General features: G+C 74.8%; 15 protein-coding genes, 1 tRNA gene, 2 pseudogenes and 1 riboswitch. Of the genes and pseudogenes, 14 read left to right on the top strand and 4 right to left on the bottom strand.

Annotated features, from left to right (window positions below; all coding sequences use genetic code 11):
• Positions 1-3 precede the first annotated feature (3 nt).
• The 4 genes from hpnH to L6E17_RS14980 all read left to right on the top strand — a co-directional run bounded on the left by hpnH (position 4) and on the right by L6E17_RS14980 (position 3,763).
• Positions 4-1,026, top strand: a complete 1,023-nt coding sequence (gene hpnH / locus L6E17_RS14995) for an adenosyl-hopene transferase HpnH (RefSeq protein WP_236241265.1) — start codon at positions 4-6, stop codon at positions 1,024-1,026.
• A gap of 400 nt (positions 1,027-1,426) precedes the next feature.
• Positions 1,427-2,812, top strand: coding sequence for an aspartate aminotransferase family protein (locus L6E17_RS14990; protein ID WP_236241264.1), 1,386 nt, complete (start codon positions 1,427-1,429; stop codon positions 2,810-2,812).
• A gap of 65 nt (positions 2,813-2,877) precedes the next feature.
• Positions 2,878-3,561: a helix-turn-helix domain-containing protein gene (locus L6E17_RS14985; protein WP_236241263.1), complete on the top strand. Its 684-nt coding sequence runs from the start codon at positions 2,878-2,880 to the stop codon at positions 3,559-3,561.
• 52 nt (positions 3,562-3,613) lie between these two features.
• A complete protein-coding gene (locus L6E17_RS14980; RefSeq protein WP_236241262.1) occupies positions 3,614-3,763 on the top strand; it encodes a DUF6126 family protein in 150 nt (49 codons plus the stop codon).
• 13 nt (positions 3,764-3,776) lie between these two features.
• On the opposite strand, the gene L6E17_RS14975 is transcribed toward L6E17_RS14980, so the two are convergent.
• Positions 3,777-4,589 carry a tyrosine-protein phosphatase gene (locus tag L6E17_RS14975; RefSeq protein ID WP_236241261.1) on the bottom strand — a complete coding sequence of 271 codons (813 nt, stop codon included), beginning with the start codon at positions 4,587-4,589 and terminating at the stop codon, positions 3,777-3,779.
• Positions 4,590-5,789: 1,200 nt separating this feature from the next.
• A riboswitch (cyclic di-AMP (ydaO/yuaA leader) is annotated at positions 5,790-5,948 on the top strand.
• A gap of 4 nt (positions 5,949-5,952) precedes the next feature.
• Here L6E17_RS14975 and L6E17_RS14970 point away from each other — a divergent pair.
• Positions 5,953-6,912, top strand: coding sequence for a LysM peptidoglycan-binding domain-containing M23 family metallopeptidase (locus L6E17_RS14970; RefSeq protein ID WP_236241260.1), 960 nt, complete (start codon positions 5,953-5,955; stop codon positions 6,910-6,912).
• A 206-nt stretch (positions 6,913-7,118) separates the two neighbouring features.
• Positions 7,119-7,895 carry an SGNH/GDSL hydrolase family protein gene (locus L6E17_RS14965; protein WP_236241354.1) on the top strand — a complete coding sequence of 259 codons (777 nt, stop codon included), beginning with the start codon at positions 7,119-7,121 and terminating at the stop codon, positions 7,893-7,895.
• 388 nt (positions 7,896-8,283) lie between these two features.
• Here L6E17_RS14965 and L6E17_RS14960 read toward each other — a convergent pair.
• Positions 8,284-8,869 (bottom strand): annotated as a pseudogene (locus tag L6E17_RS14960) (TetR/AcrR family transcriptional regulator); the annotation flags it as partial.
• A 165-nt stretch (positions 8,870-9,034) separates the two neighbouring features.
• On the bottom strand, positions 9,035-9,586 hold the full coding sequence (locus L6E17_RS14955) for a carboxymuconolactone decarboxylase family protein (protein ID WP_236241259.1): 552 nt from the start codon (positions 9,584-9,586) through the stop codon (positions 9,035-9,037).
• Between the two features lie 191 nt (positions 9,587-9,777).
• Between L6E17_RS14955 and L6E17_RS14950 the strand changes: the two genes are divergently transcribed.
• From L6E17_RS14950 to L6E17_RS14915, 8 genes and pseudogenes are all read left to right on the top strand, one after another.
• The gene (locus L6E17_RS14950) at positions 9,778-11,007 is read left to right on the top strand and encodes an MBL fold metallo-hydrolase (RefSeq protein WP_236241258.1); all 1,230 of its coding nucleotides are present in this window, start codon (positions 9,778-9,780) and stop codon (positions 11,005-11,007) included.
• Between the two features lie 62 nt (positions 11,008-11,069).
• Positions 11,070-12,872: pseudogene (locus tag L6E17_RS31490) on the top strand (hypothetical protein); the annotation flags it as partial.
• 1,243 nt (positions 12,873-14,115) lie between these two features.
• The gene (locus tag L6E17_RS30540; RefSeq protein ID WP_268985171.1) at positions 14,116-14,244 is read left to right on the top strand and encodes a hypothetical protein; all 129 of its coding nucleotides are present in this window, start codon (positions 14,116-14,118) and stop codon (positions 14,242-14,244) included.
• 6 nt (positions 14,245-14,250) lie between these two features.
• On the top strand, positions 14,251-14,685 hold the full coding sequence (locus tag L6E17_RS14935) for a roadblock/LC7 domain-containing protein (protein ID WP_236241257.1): 435 nt from the start codon (positions 14,251-14,253) through the stop codon (positions 14,683-14,685).
• A 2-nt stretch (positions 14,686-14,687) separates the two neighbouring features.
• Positions 14,688-15,059, top strand: coding sequence for a DUF742 domain-containing protein (locus tag L6E17_RS14930; RefSeq protein WP_236241353.1), 372 nt, complete (start codon positions 14,688-14,690; stop codon positions 15,057-15,059).
• Positions 15,037-15,666: an ATP/GTP-binding protein gene (locus L6E17_RS14925; protein ID WP_236241256.1), complete on the top strand. Its 630-nt coding sequence runs from the start codon at positions 15,037-15,039 to the stop codon at positions 15,664-15,666. Before L6E17_RS14930 ends, L6E17_RS14925 begins: the two co-directional genes overlap by 23 nt.
• Positions 15,663-16,247, top strand: coding sequence for a GAF domain-containing protein (locus L6E17_RS14920; RefSeq protein ID WP_236241255.1), 585 nt, complete (start codon positions 15,663-15,665; stop codon positions 16,245-16,247). Before L6E17_RS14925 ends, L6E17_RS14920 begins: the two co-directional genes overlap by 4 nt.
• Positions 16,248-16,351: 104 nt before the next feature.
• Positions 16,352-16,425: transfer RNA gene (locus L6E17_RS14915), tRNA-Pro, on the top strand.
• Positions 16,426-16,702: 277 nt separating this feature from the next.
• On the opposite strand, the gene L6E17_RS14910 is transcribed toward L6E17_RS14915, so the two are convergent.
• Complete coding sequence (locus L6E17_RS14910; protein WP_236241254.1) at positions 16,703-17,503, bottom strand: spermidine synthase; 801 nt, start codon at positions 17,501-17,503, stop codon at positions 16,703-16,705.
• Positions 17,504-17,599: the final 96 nt, after the last annotated feature.

Below are 17,599 nucleotides of genomic sequence, written 5' to 3'. Positions count from 1 at the left end.
CAGATGGCCATGCCGCTTCGCCAGACCGTCCGGGTCGGGACCTATCTGCTCGGACAGAAGCTCCGCAGGCGTGAGAAGTTCCCCCTCATCGTCGAGTTGGAACCGCTCTACGCCTGCAACCTCGCCTGCGAGGGCTGCGGGAAGATCCAGCACCCCGCCGGAGTCCTGAAGCAGCGGATGCCCGTCGCCCAGGCCGTCGGCGCCGTCCTGGAGTCGGGCGCGCCCATGGTGTCCATCGCGGGCGGCGAACCCCTGATGCACCCCCAGATCGGCGAGATCGTCCGCCAGCTGGTGGCCCGCCGCAAGTACGTCTTCCTCTGCACCAACGCGCTGCTGCTGCGCAGGAAACTCGACGAGTTCACCCCGTCCCCGTACTTCGCCTTCGCCGTGCACATCGACGGGCTCCGCGAACGCCACGACGAATCCGTCGCCAAGGAAGGCGTCTTCGACGAGGCCGTCGCCGCCATCAAGGAAGCCCAGCGGCGCGGATTCCGGGTCACCACGAATTCCACGTTCTTCAACACCGACACCCCGCAGACCGTCGTCGAGGTACTCGACTTCCTCAACGACGACCTGAAGGTGGACGAAATGATGATCTCGCCCGCCTACGCCTACGAGAAAGCCCCCGACCAGGAGCACTTCCTCGGGGTCGAGCAGACCCGCGAACTCTTCCGCAAGGCCTTCGCCGGAGGGAACCGCCGGCGCTGGCGGCTCAACCACTCGCCGCTGTTCCTCGACTTCCTCGAAGGCAGGGCCGACTTCCCGTGCACCGCCTGGGCCATCCCCAACTACTCCCTCTTCGGCTGGCAGCGGCCCTGCTACCTGATGAGCGACGGCTACGTCCCCACGTACCGGGAACTCGTCGAGGACACCGACTGGGAGAAGTACGGCCGCGGCAAGGACCCACGCTGCGCCAACTGCATGGCGCACTGCGGATACGAGCCGACCGCCGTGCTGGCCACCATGGGCTCCCTGCGCGAGTCCCTGCGCGCCGCCCGCGAGAGCATGTCCGGCACCCGCAGCTGACCGCGCGCCGCCCCCGCGTTCCCCGGGCAGGACCCGAACCGACCACCGTCCGCCGCACCGGCGCCGTACGACGACAAGGGGCCCGAGCGTGACACCTCCGGAGAGCGCCCGTGCGCCGCGCCGCCCCCGGGCAGCCGGGGCGGCGCGCGCTCGCGGCCGCCGTACGGGCCGCGGCCGCACCGCGGGCCGCGGACACCGAGGCCGGCGCACCGCTGCGCCCGCACGGTCCGCCACGGCGGCTCCTGCCCGGGGTTGCACCCGGCGGGGCGCCGACCGCCGCGGGACCCGGGCCCGCCGGCACCGCCGTAGCGACCACCGGGGCCCCCGGCCGCCCGAAGGACCACGTGCCGCGGCCGGCGGAGCCGCGCAGCGAAGCGGGAAACGGAGTGCGGAGCGACGCATGAACACCGAGTTCGACCTGGCCGGACTGCTCGCGGAGCGGAGCGGGGAGCGGTACGCCCTGCACAGCCGCCACCTGAACCACCAACTGCCCCGTATGCTCCGCACGCTCGGCTTCGACAAGATGTACGAGCGGGGGGAGGGCGCCCACCTGTGGGACGCCGAGGGCAACGACTACCTCGACATGCTCGCCGGCTTCGGCGTCATGGGCGTCGGCCGCCACCACCCCGTCGTCCGCAAGGCGCTGCACGACGTCCTGGACGCCGGGCTGCCCGACCTGACCCGCTTCGACTGCGCCCCGCTGCCCGGCCTGCTGGCCGAGCGGCTGCTCGCCCACTCGCCCCACCTGGACCGGGTGTACTTCGGCAACAGCGGCGCGGAGGCGGTGGAGGCGGCGCTGAAGTTCGCCCGCCACGCCACCGGGCGGCCCCGCGTCCTCTACTGCGGCCACGCCTTCCACGGGCTCACCGCGGGCGCCCTGTCCGTCAACGGGGAGTCAGGCTTCCGTGAGGGCTTCGGCCCGCTGCTGCCCGACACCGCGATCGCCCTGGGCGACCTCGACGCCCTCGACCGGGAGCTGCGCCGGGGCGACGTCGCCGCCTTCATCGTGGAGCCGATCCAGGGCAAGGGCGTGCAGGAGGCCCCGCCGGGCTTCCTGAAGGCCGCCCAGGAGCTGCTGCACCAGCGGGGCGCCCTGCTGATCGCCGACGAGGTGCAGACCGGGCTCGGCCGCACCGGCGACTTCTACGCCTACCAGCACGAGGACGGTGTGGAGCCCGACCTGCTGTGCGTGGCCAAGACGCTGTCGGGCGGATACGTGCCGGTCAGCGCCACCGTCGGCAAGGACGGGATCTTCAAGAAGGTCTACTCCTCGATGGACCGCGTCGTCGTCCACTCCGCCAGCTTCGGCGCGAACGCCCAGGCCATGGCCGCGGGCCTCGCCGTCCTCGCGGTCATCGAGCAGGAGGGACTCGTCGAGCGCGCCCGCCGGGTGGGCGGCCTGCTGAAGTCGCGGCTCGCCGCGCTGGCGGACCGCTACGAGATGCTCCACGACGTCCGCGGCCGGGGACTCATGATCGGCATCGAGTTCGGCAGGCCCTCCTCGCTGGGACTGCGCAGCCGCTGGACCATGCTGCAGGCGGCGCGCAAGGGGCTGTTCGCCCAGATGGTCGTGGTGCCGCTGCTCCAGCGGCACCGGATCCTCACGCAGGTCTCCGGCGACCGCCTGGAGGTGATCAAACTGATTCCGCCCCTGGTCCTCGGCGAGGACGACGTGGACCGCTTCGTGGGGGCGTTCACCGAGGTCATGGACGAGGCGCACAGCGGCGGGGGACTCATGTGGGACTTCGGCCGTACGCTGGTGAAGCAGGCGGTCGCCAACCGCTGACCGGGGACTTTTGCCTCTCAGGCAAGAAAATTGCCTTGGGGGAAAATTCCTGGCCCAATGGGCACATGACCACCGCCGAAGGTACGCCCTTCCTCGCGGAGCCCGTCCACGCCAGGCCGCACGACGCGGCGCCCGGCGCCCCCGGTCCGGGCGTCCCGGCGTCCGACGCCCTGCCGGACGTCGCGCCCCGGCTGCGCGAGCTGCGCCGCCGCCGCGGTCTCACCCTGGAGGCCGCCGCCGCCCGTGCCGGGCTCTCCCCCGCGCACCTCTCCCGGCTGGAGACCGCGCGCCGCCAGCCGTCGCTGCCCATGCTGCTCGGACTGGCCAGGACGTACGGCACCACCGTCTCCGAGCTGCTCGGCGAGACGGCCCCCGAGCGGGACCCGATCGTCCGCGCCGGGCGCTCCGAGCCCGTCGAGGCCGACGGCTGGACCTACCGCCAGGCCGGCGCCGCCGGACGGGCCATGCAGGCCCTGCGGGTCCGGGTCCCCTACACCGGGCAGCCCGACCGGGTGCGGGTGCACTCCGGCGAGGAGTGGCTGCACGTCCTCACCGGCCGCGTACGCCTGGCGCTGGGGGAGACGGTGCACGTGCTCGACCCCGGTGACAGCGCGCACTTCGACTCGCTCACCCCGCACCGCATCTCCGCGGCGACGCGGGGCGGGGCGGAGCTGCTGTTCGTCCACACGCTCATGCAGAGCGCCGCCGCCGACCTGTGCCTGGGCGGCGACCCCGCCCGGCGCCACTGACCGCGGCGGCACCCCGCGCCGGCCCGGCCGGCCCGTCACCCCGGAGGGTTCCATGTCCGACCGCCAGGTCCCCCACCCCGACACCGAGACCCGCGGCTTCCCGCGCGGGCTGATCCTGCGGCTCTTCGCCTACCTCGTGGCGGGCCACCTCTTCGCGGCCTTCCTCTACCTGCTGTTCATGTTCGGCGCGAAGAACCAGTAGCCCGCCCGCCGCCTCAGCCGCCCAGCAGCCGCTCGCTCAGCCGCTCCCGCACCGCCGGGTCCAGCCGCAGCCCCTCGGTGAGGTACCGCTCGGTGGAGCCCCAGGTCTCCTCGATCGTCGCGTACGCCGTGTCGAGGTACTCGCGGCGCGCGTCGAACAGCGGGCTCAGCAGCTCCATCACCTCCGGCGACATCCCGGCCGGGGAGGAGTCGCTGCGCCGCACCTTGTAGCGGCGCCCCGGCGCGTTGGACTTGAGGTAGTCCTCCTCGATGGCGTCCCGCTCCACACCCACCGCCAGCAGCACGACGGCGACGGTGAGACCCGCCCGGTCCTTGCCGGCCGCGCAGTGCATCAGGGCGGGCACGCTGTCCTCGGCGAGGGCGTGCACCACACGGCTGTGCTCGGCGGTGCGCTCGATCATGATCTGGCGGTACGCGTACCGCATGCGCGCCGCCGCCTTGCCGTCGCCGAGCAGGTCGCGCAGCTGCCGGATGTCGCCGTCGCGGACCATCTGCCAGAACTCCGCGCCGTCGGCCGGGTCGGACAGCGGTATGTTCACGTTCCGCACGCCCGGAAGCTCCACGTCGGGGCCTTCCAGCGCGTGGTCCGCGGCGTTGCGGAAGTCGAACACGGTGTGCAGGTCCAGGGACGCGAGGAACACCGCGTCCTCCTCCGTGGCGTGCGCGAGGTGTCCGCTGCGGTACAGCACCCCGTGGCGCACCCGCCGGCCGTCCACGGCAGGCAGTCCGCCCACGTCCCGGAAGTTGCGTACTCCGCTGAGTTCCGGCTCCGCTGTCGGCGGGAGGGGCGGCAGCTGCTGCGTCACGGCGGCTCCAAGGGCATCGGCCGTCGGCGACGGCCGCCGACGATGTCGCGGATCCGACGATACGACATCGCTGCCCCGGCCATACATGTCCGTGCAGGTCGCACATCCGTTGCCCCGGTGGGCGTAGGCTCCCGCGGCCTGCGGCCCGGCTGTCCGGGTGGGGGTCTCCGCCGGCCGGTGCTCCGCGCGGCCGAGGGGTGGGCGGCGGGAGGGCGAGGGCGTGCCAAACCCGTTCCTACGGCAGCCGGAGGCCCTGCACGGCGGGGTGGCGCGGCATGGCAGGCGACGGCCCTGCACGGTGGGGTGACGCGGTATGGCGCTGGGGATGGCCCTGTACGGCGCGAGGTGCCGCATGACCGGCGAGATCTTGCATGGTGAGTGACGCCGAATGGGGCCCTGCGCGCCGGGCAGGCGCCGCATGGAAGGGGGGAACCCCGCGCGGTAGGCAGGGCGACGGATGGCGGGGAAGACCCTGCACGGGGAGAGGTCCTGCCCGGTGGGAGGCCCCTGCGGGGAAGGCGGGGCGCCGCGGCCACAGGACCCTCCGCGGTGACCGGCCGGCCCTTCCCGTGCCCGCCCGGCGCCGCTGCCCGGTGAAGGGGTACGTGACGGCGCCGCTCGGTGAACGGGCACCCGACGGCGCTGCCCGGGGAGGGCTACGACCGGAAGCCGCCGCCCTGCGGTGTGCCTCACGCCGCGTCAGGGGAGGTTGGGCCTCCGTCGGAGCCCCGAACTCCCGGGGACCGGGCGCCTATGGGTGTCATTGTCCTTTCTGTGTCGGTTCTATGCGTTTAGTCACGACATGAGCCGCCGGGCCCCATCCATCGCGTGACGGGCCATCAGGGGATTTCGTGGCACGGTGCCACTTCTGTCCGTATTGCCGGATTCTATAGCTTGAGTGGCCTATGGGTTTTAAGGTCGGTAAGGCGCTTAGGGGGTAACGTGCCCATGTAGCGGGCGAGATGGGCCTGCCGCGTGAGCAGCGTCATAAAGGTGACGGTCCGTGGCCGCGGCGGTGGGTGAAATACCCTGCGTGGCAAGGGAATGCATGATCAGTAATCCACGGAGGGTGACCGTAATTCCCCGGCGAATTCCCGCATGTGAATCGATGGCGGAAACCCGTCGCTTGTTCCCGTCGTCCTCCCTCGTTTACGGTCACGATCCATCCGGGCGGACCGCCGAATCCTGCCACCGCCCGGAATATGGCACCCACCCACCCACGTGTGGCAGGAGCGGGGGAACCAGGTAGTTCGCCGGCCGGGAATTCCCGGACGGCTCGGGGTGAAGTCGCGCCACCGCGCGGCCGGGCAGCTCCAGCCCGAACCCGACAGCTCACCTCGCAGGCGACGGAGAGGAATTCGCCATGCCCGCGAAGGGTAAGCACCGCCGTCCCAAGTCCCTCGCCCTCGGCCGCGGTTTCGTCGCAGCAGGCACGGGCGGCGCCGCCGCACTCGCCCTGCCGCTCCTCGGCGCGACCAGCGCCCACGCCGCCGCGCCCGCCGCTGCCCCGGCAGCGCCGCAGCAGCTCGCGCAGGCCGTGCAGGCCGCCCAGGTGGCGGCCCAGTCCACCGAGGCGAAGCGCGCCGCGAAGCCCGCGCCCCGCGTCTACACCGTCGTCGCCGGCGACTACCTCGCGAAGATCGCGCACAACAAGAACGTCAAGGGCGGCTGGAAGAAGCTCTACGCCGACAACCGGCAGGTCATCGGTGACGACCCGTCGCTCATCCACCCGGGCCTGAAGCTCACCCTCGGTGCGAAGAACTCCGCCAAGTACGGCGCCGAGAAGAAGGCCGCGCCGAAGGCCGCCGCCAAGGCCGCACCCAAGCCCAAGGCCAAGCCGAAGGCCGCGGCCGAGACGCGTGCCTCGCGGTCCGCCGCCAAGACCACCGCTCCGGCGAAGGCCGCCGCGCCCGCCGCCTCCGGCTACACCTCCCCGGTCGCCGCCGGCGTGACCACCCCGTACCGCGCCTCCGGCTCCATGTGGTCCTCCGGCTACCACACCGGTGTCGACTTCGCCGCCGGCTCCGGCAGCACCGTGAAGGCCGTCGGCCCCGGCACCGTGGTCTCCGCGGGCTGGAGCGGCGCCTACGGCAACGAGGTCGTCATCAAGCACACCGACGGCAACTACTCGCAGTACGCCCACCTCTCCTCCCTGTCCGTCTCCGCCGGCCAGACCGTCAGCGGCGGCCAGCAGATCGGCCTGTCCGGCTCGACCGGCAACTCCACCGGCCCGCACCTGCACTTCGAGATCCGGACCGCCCCGGGCTACGGCTCCGACATCGACCCGCTGGCCTACCTGCGCAGCCACGGCGTCTCCATCTGACGCCCTTCCCGCACGGGAGCACACCCGCCGCCGCCCGGCACCCCCACGGTGCCGGGCGGCGGCGTCACTGCCTGTACATAGCGTCGTATTCCGGTCATGGCCAAGATATGGCGGTGGTAAAGATCACGCCGCGTCAACCCCTCCTTACGGTCGCGTAGGTCACATAGCGCGGTGAATGATGTGCTCCCGTGGCAGACGATTCGACGATGGGGGAGAACGACGTGATCGGGTCGTACACGGCGATCGGGGACAGCTTCACCGAGGGCGTGGGCGACCCCGGCCCGGACGGGAGGTTCGTCGGCTGGGCCGACCGCCTCGCGGTCCTGCTCGCCGACCGGATCCCCGAAGACCAGGAGTTCCGCTACGCCAACCTCGCCGTACGCGGCAGGCTGCTCGACCAGATCGTGGAGGAGCAGGTCCCGAGGGCCAAGGAGCTGGCACCCGACCTGGTCACCTTCTGCGCCGGCGGCAACGACATCATCCGCCCCGGCAGCGACCCGGACGACGTGGCGGACCGCTTCGAGCGTGCCGTCGCCGACCTCCGGCCCGCCGTCGGCACCCTCGTCGTCACCACCGGCTTCGACACCCGGGGCGTGACCCTGCTCAAGCACCTGCGGGGCAAGATCGCCACGTACAACGGGCACGTACGGGCCGTCGCCGACCGCTACGGCTGCCCCGTACTCGACCTGTGGTCGCTGCGCAGCGTCCAGGACCGGCGCGCCTGGGACGAGGACCGGCTGCACCTGTCACCCGAGGGCCACACCCGCGTCGCCCTGCGCGCCGCCCAGGTCCTCGGCATCGACGTGCCCGCCGACCCCGAGCAGCCCTGGCCGCCGCTGCCGCCCCGCGGCACCCTCGACGTGCGTCGCGACGACATCCACTGGGCCCGCGAGTACCTCGTCCCGTGGATCGGCCGCCGCCTGCGGGGCGAGTCGTCCGGCGACCACGTGACGGCCAAGCGCCCGGATCTGATGCCGCTGTAGCCCGTGCACCGGCACGGGCCGCCGCACGCGTTGTCCGTCGAGCGGCCGCAGGCGGCGGCGCTCAGCCCGGCCCCGCCGGTGCGGACCACCGGTGGGCGCGCCAGGACGGGCGGGCGGCCAGGTGACGCCGGGCCGCCGCCCGCCACTGGCGCCGCCTCGGCCGCCGTGCTCGCAGGGAGCCGCCCCGCGCAGCCCCGGAGGCCGGGTCAGGTCTCGGACGGAGGCGCGGTCGCCCGCTCCCGCGTTGACGGCCGACGGGGCGCCCCGCCGGGTCGCTCCGAGCCGCACCCCCGTCCGGCTGCCCGGGCGCCTGCGCACCGCCGCCGCCGGACCGGTCAGGGCGCGCCGCGGCGTCCGCCCCCGCGAGCGCCGCCGCACCGCCGACGGGCACGCCCAACTCCCGGGCGAGCGCCTCGTCAGCCCAGCGCAGCAGCGCCGCACGGGACAGCGAACCCCCGTACACCACCACCTGCACGGCCAGTCCGTCGAGCAGCGCGGTCAGCCGGCAGGCCGCCGCCTCGGGATCGGGGCAGCGGAACTCGCCGCCGCCGCGCCCTCGGCGAACACCTGCGCCAGCGCCGCCTTCCACTGCCGGTCCAGCCCGGCGGCCAGCCTCCGCAGCGCCGGCTCCCGCAGCGCCGCGGCCCAGCCGTCGATCCACAGCCGCCAGCCCTTCGCCCGCCCGCTCGGCGCGTACCAGCGGACGGCCGCGCGCAGCCGGTGCGCCGCGGGCCCCGGCCGGCCCAGGATCCGGCGCAGTTCGGCCAGGTCCCCCTCGGCGGCGTACGAGAACGCCGCCGCCACCAGCTTCTCCTTGGTCGAGAAGTGGTACAGCACCAGCGGGGCGCTCACGCCCAGCTCGCCCGCCACATCCGCGATCCGCACCGCCGCCGCCCCCGCGCCTCGATCTGCGCGACGGTCGCCCGCAGCAGCTCCTCCCGCCGTTCGGCCGCCCCCAGCCGCGTCCTCGCCACCGCCACCCCGCCGTTCCGGTCGTACGCGCGCCACGCGCCGTGGCGCGCGTGCCAGTATCCCGGACGCGCAGCGCCGGGCCCGCACCCCCGTGACAGGCCCGGCGCACACCCCGGGAGGCACTCCGGCTGCCTCACCGGAGGCGTCCGCGGAGGATCACCGCGACGTCACCCGCGGGCCACCTCGCACTGGTCCTTGAAGCCCTGACTGGTCAGCCCCAGCGCCGAGTTCGTCCGCGACCGCAGGTTCTCCACCGCAACCATCAGAGTGAGCTCGACGAAGCCGCGCTCGCCCAGCGCCGTCCGCAGCCGCCCGGACAGCTCGTCGGTGACGTCGGGCGGCGTCGCGGTCATCGCCTCGGCGTACTCCAGCACGTCCCGCTCCAGCGGCGTGTACACGTCGCTGTCCCGCCGCACCGGCACATCCCGGATCTTGCGGGCGTCCATGCCGCGCCGGACGTTCTCCCAGTACCCGAAGTCCATGCACCAGCTGCACCCGACCACCGCGGACGAGGCCATCACGGCCAGCGCCTTCAGATCGGGGTCCAGGCCCTTCCAGCGCGCCACACCCAGCTCGAACCGCAGGTAGGAGAGCAGCGCACGCGGGTGGTGGCCCAGCGCGGCCACCGGGTCGAGGACCCTCCCGTACGTACGCCGGGCGTACCACTCGACGCAGCGGACGACGAGGGTACGCGGGGGAGTGAGGGACACACGGGCCATGGCGGCCACCTCCTGGAGCGGACCGGTCGAACCGGACCGGTGGGATCGGACATCGGTCGGTGGGGCGCCGCCCCGGGACGGCGCCTCACCCCCTTGGACCGGACAGCCGCCGCGGATGTGACAGCGGCCCGTCGGTGGCCCCGTTCATGGCCCCGCCCATAATGGAATGACCCGAGACACCTGGAGGTGCTGTGACCGGCGTCGACCCTCTCGGTGCGGTGCGTGCCCGGTTGCGTTCCCTGCGTCCGGCCGCCTTCGGCGCGGACCCCGCCGGCGCCCGGCTGGAGCGCATCCGCCGCTCCCCGAACTTCGTGGACGGGGCGTTCCGCAACCCGGGCGGCGAACGGCACAGACCTTCCGGCTCCGCCCTGGACCTGGCGAAGGTCTACCTCCGCAAGGAGGAGCGGCTGCGGCGCGCCCCGGTGCTGCCCGTCCCGGTGCACCGGGACACCGCGGCGGACCTCGCCCGGCCGCCCGCCTCGGGGCTGCGGCTCACCTGGATGGGGCACTCCAGCGTCCTCGCCGAGATCGACGGCCGCCGCGTCCTCTTCGACCCGGTGTGGGGCGAGCGCTGCTCGCCGTTCTCCTTCGTCGGGCCCCGCCGGCTGCACGAGGTGCCGCTGCCCCTCGCGTCCCTGGGGCCCGTGGACGCCGTGGTCATCTCGCACGACCACTACGACCACCTCGACCTGCCCACGGTCCGGGCGCTGGCGGGCACCGGCACCCTGTTCGCGGTACCGCTGGGCGTGGGCGCCCACCTGGAGCGCTGGGGCGTCGCCCCGTCCCGGCTGAGGGAGCTCGACTGGGGCGAGACCGCCCGGATCGCCGACCTCGCGCTCACGGCGACCCCCGCCCGCCACTTCTGCGGGCGCGGACTGCGCAACACGCAGCAGGTCCTGTGGGCGTCCTGGGTGGTGGCGGGCCCCCGGCACCGGATCTACCACAGCGGCGACACCGGGTACTTCTCCGGCTTCGGGGACATCGGCGCCGCCTACGGGCCCTTCGACGCCACGATGATCCAGATCGGCGCCTACGCGGAGGCGTGGCCCGATGCCCACATGACCCCGGCCGAGGGCATCCGCGCCCACGCCGACCTCCAACGCGGCCGGGCCGGGGAAGGGGTCATGCTGCCCATCCACTGGGGCACCTTCAACCTGGCGCCGCACCCGTGGGCCGACCCCGGGGAGGGCACGGTCGCGGCTGCCGCCGAGGCAGGGTCGCGGATCGCGCTGCCCCGCCCCGGCGAGCCCTTCGAGCCCGGCTCCGCCGCCCTTCCTGACGACCTGTGGTGGCGCGCCGCCGCCCGCCCGCCGTCCGCCGGCTGGCCGGACCACGGCGCCGCCCCACCGGACGGCTCCACCGCGGGCGACCCGCCGCATCCGACGCCCACCGCGGCTCCCCAGAGCACGCCGGCCTCCTGAGGCGCCCGGCCGCCCGCGGGCGGCCTCGGGCGCGTACGCGGCGGCACGCCGGCGGCCCTGGCATGGCCGGCCCGTACATCGGCGTTCCGGGGACCCTGCCCCGCACGCCGACGTCTGGGGCCGCCCGTGCGCGGCGCCAGGGGGTGTCTGCCCCCGTAGCGGCACGCCCGGGATGTCGGCCTCGCACATCGGCGCCCCGGGGCCGCCGCCGTGCGTCTGCGCCTGGCGGTGTCCGCCCGCGTCCGTCGTGCCCCGGGGCCGCCGCCGTGTACCTGCGCCTGGCGGTGTCTGCCCGCACCCGTCGTGCCCCGGGGCCGCCGCCCGCCGTTCGGCGGGGGCCGTACTCGCCATGCCGGCGTCCCGGCCGTGCTCGGTCCGGCGGCGTACCCGCACCCGGCCCGCGGGGGACACCGCCGCCCGCCGACCGGCCCCTCCGCCGGGGCGCGCCGTGGCCTACCGGTGCCGGCGGGGGCGCGGGGCGTCCGCATGCCGTGCACCGGGTTTCGTCCTCCCGTGCGACTCCTCACACCGGAGCGGGACCCTGTGCGGCCAAGTCGGGCAACAACGCTCCCCACGCCACCCGGGCGACTACGGTGTGTGGTCGGCGATCAACGGTGCGTTCATCGGGTGAGCGGTGTGCCACCCCTCCCCGAGGCCGACCCGCGGAACGCCGACAACCGCCTGATCCCGGGATCCACGTACCAAGGACGCCGATGTCTCAACTCCGCGCACCCACCGCGCGACCCGACGGCCGTGACGGCGGCGGACGGCAGGGCCGGCCGGACGCCGGCCCCCTGCCGGATCCCTGCACGCAGCACACCCCGACCGCGCCCCCGGAGGCCCGCATACGGCCGCAGCTGCTGCGGGCCGCCGTCCTGCCGACCGTCGTGGCGACACTCGGCGGTGCGGCCGCGGTGCTCTTCACCCTCCGCTCAGCGGACACCCGGCCGACGACCCCGCTGTGGATCGCCCTGGCCTGCTCCGCCGCCATCGTCATGAGCGCCGTCGTCGCCGCGGCGCTCGGCGCCGACCGCGCCTCCCGCACCGTCCTGGACCGCTGCCACGCCCTGCGCCGCGCCGCCGCCCGCGGACAGCAGGACCTGCACACCACCGTCGAGCAGCTGCGCCGCGGCGAACGCCCCGCCGTACGGCGCACCCCGCCGCCCGCCCCCGGCGGCGACGCCTTCGACCTGCTGGCCCACGAGCTCGGCCGCTCCCACGACGCCGCCGTCGCCGCCGCCGTCCAGGCGTCCCGGCTCTCCAGCAGCGTCGGCAACGAGCAGAAGGCCGAGGTCTTCGCCAACCTCGCACGCCGACTCCAGTCCCTCGTGCACCGCCAGATCCAGCTCCTCGACGAGCTGGAGAACCAGGTGGAGGACCCCGACCTGCTCAAGGGCCTCTTCCACGTCGACCACCTGGCCACCCGCACCCGCCGCCACGCGGAGAACCTGGCGGTCCTCGGCGGCGCCGTGCCCCGCCGCCAGTGGTCGCACCCGGTCACCCTGACCGAGGTGCTCCGCTCCTCCATCGCGGAGGTGGAGCAGTACCCCCGCGTCAAGCTCGTCCCGCCCGTCGAGGGCACGCTGCGCGGCCACGCCGTCGCCGACGTGATCCACCTCCTCGCCGAACTCGTCGAGAACGCCACCCTCTTCTCCGCCCCCCACACGTCCGTGCTGCTGCGCGCCCAGTACGTCACCTCCGGCCTCGCCGTCGAGGTCGAGGACCGGGGCCTCGGCATGCCGCAGCCGGAGCAGGCGAAGATGAACGCCCTGCTCTCCGACCCCGACCAGGTCAACGTCGCCCACCTGCTCCAGGACGGCCGCATCGGCCTGTACGTGGTCGCCGCCCTCGCCCGCAGGCACGGCATCGCCGTACGGCTCCAGTCGAACATCTACGGCGGAGTCCAGGCCGTCGCCGTCATCCCGCAGGGCCTCCTCGGCGCCGACCCCGACCATCTCCCGTCCACCGGACTCCCGCAGCCCGCCGCCGACTCCGCGCCCGGTTCCCCGGAACCGTCCGCGTACGGTCCGCCGTACCCGGCGCCGGCCGCCCACCACCCGTCGGACCAGGCCGGTCACGGCACGCCGCACCCGCGACCGGCCGCATCCGGCCCGTCGGACCGGGAGCCCGCCGCTCACGGAACGCCGGGCCCGGCACCGGTCCCGTACGGGGCAGCGCACCCGGAATCGGCCGGCTACGGGACGCCGGACCAGGAGCCCGCCGGGTACGGCGGCCCCGACGCTGCCGCCTATGGCGCGCCCGCCCCCGCCGGGCCCCCGGGCCGCCCCTGGTCCCCGTGCCGGAGCCCGTCCTGCGGCACGCCCCGCCGGCCGGCACCGACGTACGGCCGTCCGGGCCCCGCCACGCGGCCCCGGCCCCGCCGTCCCGGCCCGCCGCACCCGGCCCGGCGCCCACCGCCGCGCCCCCACCGGGCATCCCGCACCCCGCGACCGCCCCCGACCTCCGGACACCGCCGCTCCCCGTACCCGAGGCCCCCACCGGCCGGCCGGAACTCCCCGAGGACCTCCCACCCGCCCCGCAGCCCCCCTCCCCGTACCAGTGGACCGGGGCGCTGGAGCCGTACCCGGCGGATCGGCGGACCGCGCAGCCCGAGCCGTCTTCCGCGGAGCAGGCGACCGGGGCGCTGGAGTCGTACCCCTCCGCGAGCCCCCGGAGCGGACGCACCGAGCCGTACCCGGCGGATCAGTGGACCGGGGCCCTGGAGCCGTACCCGCCTGACCGTACGACCGGTCAGCCCGGCCTGTACCCCGCGGACCACGCAACGGGCACCGCATCACGGTCCTCCGCGCACCACGGGGCGGCCGCCGGGTCGCCGTACGCTGCCGACCCCGGGGCGGGCGCCGCGTCGCCTCCCTCCGCGGACGGCCGCGCCGGCGCCCCGGACCAGCCGGGTCCGGACGGCGGGCGGGCCGCCCGTCGCAGCCCCGCCACGCCCGGAGGGGCGGCGGCGAAACCGAGGACCGGCCCCGGCTCCCCAAGCGCCGGGCGCAGGAGCACCTGGCGCCCCAGCTGCGCGGCGGCCCCGTACGGCCCGCCCGGCACGGCGACCCGGCGCACGACGACGACACCCTGCACGACCCCGGGCTCATGGCGGCCTTCCAGCGCGGCATCGCCCTCGCCGAGGCCATGCCCGCCCCCGACCCGCCCGCCGGCCCCGGCGCCGCACCCGAGACCCGCCCCACACCATGGCGACACGACGCACGACCCGAGGAGTGACGCACCATGACGACCGATGTGCAGACCGGCAACGCCCCCGACCTCGACTGGCTGCTGGACGGACTGGTACGGCGCGTCCCGCACGCCCGCAGCGCGGTCCTGCTCTCCTCCGACGGCCTCGTCAAGTCGGTGCACGGACTCGACACCGACAGCGCCGACCACCTGGCGGCCCTCGCCTCCGGGCTGCACTCGCTCGGCCGCAGCGCGGGCAGCCGCTTCGGCGACGGCGGCGACGTGCGGCAGGTCGTCGTGGAGCTCGACGCGGCCCTGCTGTTCGTCGCCGCCGCCGGCTCCGGCTCCTGCCTCGCCGTCATCGCGGGCCGGGAGACGGACACCGCCGTCCTCGGCTACGAGATGACCATGCTGGTCAAGAGCGTCCGGCCCTACTTCGCCACCCCGCCGCGGCGGGCCGCCGCCGCGCCGGGCGCCGCGGGGCGCTGAACGTGCCGCCCCGGCAGGAGGGACCGTGGCTCGACGACGCGGCCGGCCGCCTCGTCCGCCCGTACACGGTGAGCGCCGGCCGCACCCGGCCGTCGACCGCGCTGGACCTGCTCTCCCTCGTGAGGGCGACCGGGCGGCTGCCGGCCTCGCCCCTCGGGCCCGAGCACACGGCCGCCCTCGGGCTGTGCGGCGGCCCGACCTCCGTGGCGGAGATCGCCGCCCACCTGAGGCTGCCCGCCGTCATCACCAAGGTCCTCCTGTCGGACCTCGTGGACTGCGGCGCCCTGACGGCCCGCTCGCCCCGCCACCACGACCACCCCACCGACCGTTCCCTACTGGAGGCAGTGCTCGATGGGCTACGACGACGGCTCTGACCGCCGGGCCGACGGCGGCGGCGACGCCTTCCCCACCGCCGTCAAGATCCTCGTCGCGGGCGGCTTCGGCGCGGGGAAGACGACGTTCGTCGGCGCGGTGAGCGAGATCCCGCCGCTCAGCACCGAGGAACTGCTCACGCAGGCCGGCGCCGGCACCGACCGCCTGGACGGCGTCGAGACCAAGACGACCACCACCGTCGCCATGGACTTCGGCAGGATCACCCTCGACCGGCGGCATGTGCTGTACCTGTTCGGCACGCCCGGGCAGGAGCGCTTCTGGTTCCTTTGGGACGAGCTCTCCGAAGGGGCGCTTGGCGCGGTGGTCCTCGCCGACACGCGGCGCCTCCAGGACTCCTTCTCCGCCGTCGACTTCTTCGAGGGGCGCGGCATCCGGTTCGCCGTCGCCGTGAACGAGTTCGACGGCTCCCACCACTACGACCCCGAGGAGGTGCGCGCCGCCCTGGGCCTGGCCCAGGAGGTACCCGTCGTGCTGTGCGACGCCAGAAGCCCCGGCTCGGGGATCCGGACCCTGGTCACCCTGGTCCGGTACCTGCTCGCCGCGCACCCCGCCCCCGCCCCGGCACCCAGCCACGGAGCACCGCGATGACGTACCGCCCCGCAGGGCACCTGCGCCTCACCCCCGTCGACGAGGAGGCGCCCCGCCGCGCGCAGCGGCTGCGCCGGCTCGGCCTCGGGGAGCGCCCCGACCCGGAGTTCGACGCGTTCGCGCAGCGACTGACCCAGGTCACCCAGGCGCCCTACGGGATGGTCAACTTCATCGACGAGCACCGGCAGTTCTTCGCGGGCCTGCACACCCCGACCGGCACGTTCACCGGCACGTACCCCGGAGGCCGCTCCGCGGGCGCGGAGGGCGGCCTGCCCCGCTTCCTGGCCCGCGACCACGGCTACTGCCCGCACGTCGTGGTCCGCCGCAAGGCGCTGGTCCTGGAGGATGTCTGCGACTACCCGCGGTTCGCCGGGAACCCCGTCGTCGACGAGATCGGCATCCGCTCGTACCTCGGTGCGCCGCTCATCGACCGCACGGGCACGGTGCTCGGCACGGTCTGCGTGGCCGACACCCGGCCGCGCCCCTGGGGGCGGGCGGGGCTGGACACGATCAAGGCCATGGCCGCGGAGCTGGTGGACAAGATCCACCGGTACGAGGACGGCACACCACCGGCGGTCTGACACGGGACCCGGCCCGCCCGGTAAGCGGTTCGTGATCACCACCCCGAGTGCGGTATTGTTCTCGTGCACGCCGGGCCGGGGGAAACCCCAGGTCAGACGGGCAACGGGACGTGGCGCAGCTTGGTAGCGCACTTGACTGGGGGTCAAGGGGTCGCAGGTTCAAATCCTGTCGTCCCGACTTTGCGAAGTCGCAGGTCAGGGGCCGTTTCAGAGCAATCTGAAACGGCCCCTTGATCGTTTCGGGGACAGCTCGGGGACCCACCCGCCGTGACCGCGTCGGCGGGCGAGCGCGATGGGGCTCGGCAGGACCGGGGGACGCGGAGCGCGGTGAGGTGTGCCGAGAGGGCGGCGCGAGGACCGCAGGCCCGGCGAACGGCCGAGTGCTCGTGCGTGTCGTGTGGATTGTTCCTTGTGGCCCGCCAGGCCGGGTGCGCCGCGATCCTTCGCACCGGCGGTCAGGCCCTGCCCTGGTGCTCCTGCGCCCCGCCCGTGCCGGAGGGTGTGCGGGCGACGTAGACGGTGTTCGCCGACGTGCCGCCCTGGAGGGGGTTGGGGAAGTCGACGACCGTGGCCGTCGCCTCCTCGAAGACGCCCGCGAGTGCGGTGGTGAACGCGTCGTCCGGCGGGTCGTTCGACCACAGGGCGAAGACCCCGCCGGGGTGGAGGTGCTCGGTGAGGGCGCGGAGCCCTGCGGGCTCGTACAGCGCGGCGTGCCGGGGGTGCAGCACGTGGCGCGGGGAGTGGTCGACGTCGAGCAGGACGGCGTGGAAGCGGCGGCCCGGCGTCCGCGGGTCGAAGCCGCCGGGGTCCGCCGCCATCGCGAAGAAGTCGCCCTGCACGAACCGGCAGCGCGGGTCGGCGGCCAGGCCCGCACCCAGCGGGACCAGTCCGCGCCGGTGCCAGTCGACCACCTCGCCGAGTGCCTCCACGACGATCAGCGAGCGGACCCGGGGGTCGTCCAGGGCCGCGCGGGCGGTGTATCCGAGGCCGAGCCCGCCCACCGCGACGTCCAGCCCGGTGCCGGTGTGCCCGGCACCGGGCACACCGGTGGTACTCGGCCCGGTGCCGGGCAGGCCGGCCAGGCCGAGGCGGGCGAGCTCGGTCTCGCCGGCCGTGAAGAGGCTGGACATGAGGAACTCGTCGCCGAGCTTCACCTCGTAGACGTCCGACCCCGACGCCGGGTCCCGGCGGCGCCGCAGGCTGATGTCGCCCAGCGGCGTCGGACGCCAGTCGATCTCCTCGAAACGTACGCTCATCCGGGTTTCGCCTCTGCCGGGTCGCCGGACGGGCGGGTGCGCGCACGCACCCGGGCCGCCGGGGTGGAGGTGGGGGAGGGGGCCGCCGGCGCGGCC

It is taken from the genome of Streptomyces sp. CC228A (genome assembly GCF_021390935.1).
Lineage (GTDB): Bacteria > Actinomycetota > Actinomycetes > Streptomycetales > Streptomycetaceae > Streptomyces.
Note: the sequence above shows the minus strand (reverse complement) of the source record. Positions and strands in the feature narration are given on the sequence as shown.

Excerpts from the sequence above, each read along its gene's own strand:
- hpnH (WP_236241265.1), top strand. The coding sequence starts at position 4 with ATGGCCATGCCGCTTCGCCAGACCGTCCGGGTCGGGACCTATCTGCTC.
- L6E17_RS14990 (WP_236241264.1), top strand. The coding sequence starts at position 1,427 with ATGAACACCGAGTTCGACCTGGCCGGACTGCTCGCGGAGCGGAGCGGG.
- L6E17_RS14985 (WP_236241263.1), top strand. The coding sequence starts at position 2,878 with ATGACCACCGCCGAAGGTACGCCCTTCCTCGCGGAGCCCGTCCACGCC.
- L6E17_RS14980 (WP_236241262.1), top strand. The coding sequence starts at position 3,614 with ATGTCCGACCGCCAGGTCCCCCACCCCGACACCGAGACCCGCGGCTTC.
- L6E17_RS14970 (WP_236241260.1), top strand. The coding sequence starts at position 5,953 with ATGCCCGCGAAGGGTAAGCACCGCCGTCCCAAGTCCCTCGCCCTCGGC.
- L6E17_RS14965 (WP_236241354.1), top strand. The coding sequence starts at position 7,119 with ATGGGGGAGAACGACGTGATCGGGTCGTACACGGCGATCGGGGACAGC.
- L6E17_RS14955 (WP_236241259.1), bottom strand. The coding sequence starts at position 9,586 with ATGGCCCGTGTGTCCCTCACTCCCCCGCGTACCCTCGTCGTCCGCTGC.
- L6E17_RS30540 (WP_268985171.1), top strand. The coding sequence starts at position 14,116 with ATGGCGGCCTTCCAGCGCGGCATCGCCCTCGCCGAGGCCATGCCCGCC.
- L6E17_RS14935 (WP_236241257.1), top strand. The coding sequence starts at position 14,251 with ATGACGACCGATGTGCAGACCGGCAACGCCCCCGACCTCGACTGGCTG.
- L6E17_RS14925 (WP_236241256.1), top strand. The coding sequence starts at position 15,037 with ATGGGCTACGACGACGGCTCTGACCGCCGGGCCGACGGCGGCGGCGAC.
- L6E17_RS14920 (WP_236241255.1), top strand. The coding sequence starts at position 15,663 with ATGACGTACCGCCCCGCAGGGCACCTGCGCCTCACCCCCGTCGACGAG.
- L6E17_RS14910 (WP_236241254.1), bottom strand. The coding sequence starts at position 17,503 with ATGAGCGTACGTTTCGAGGAGATCGACTGGCGTCCGACGCCGCTGGGC.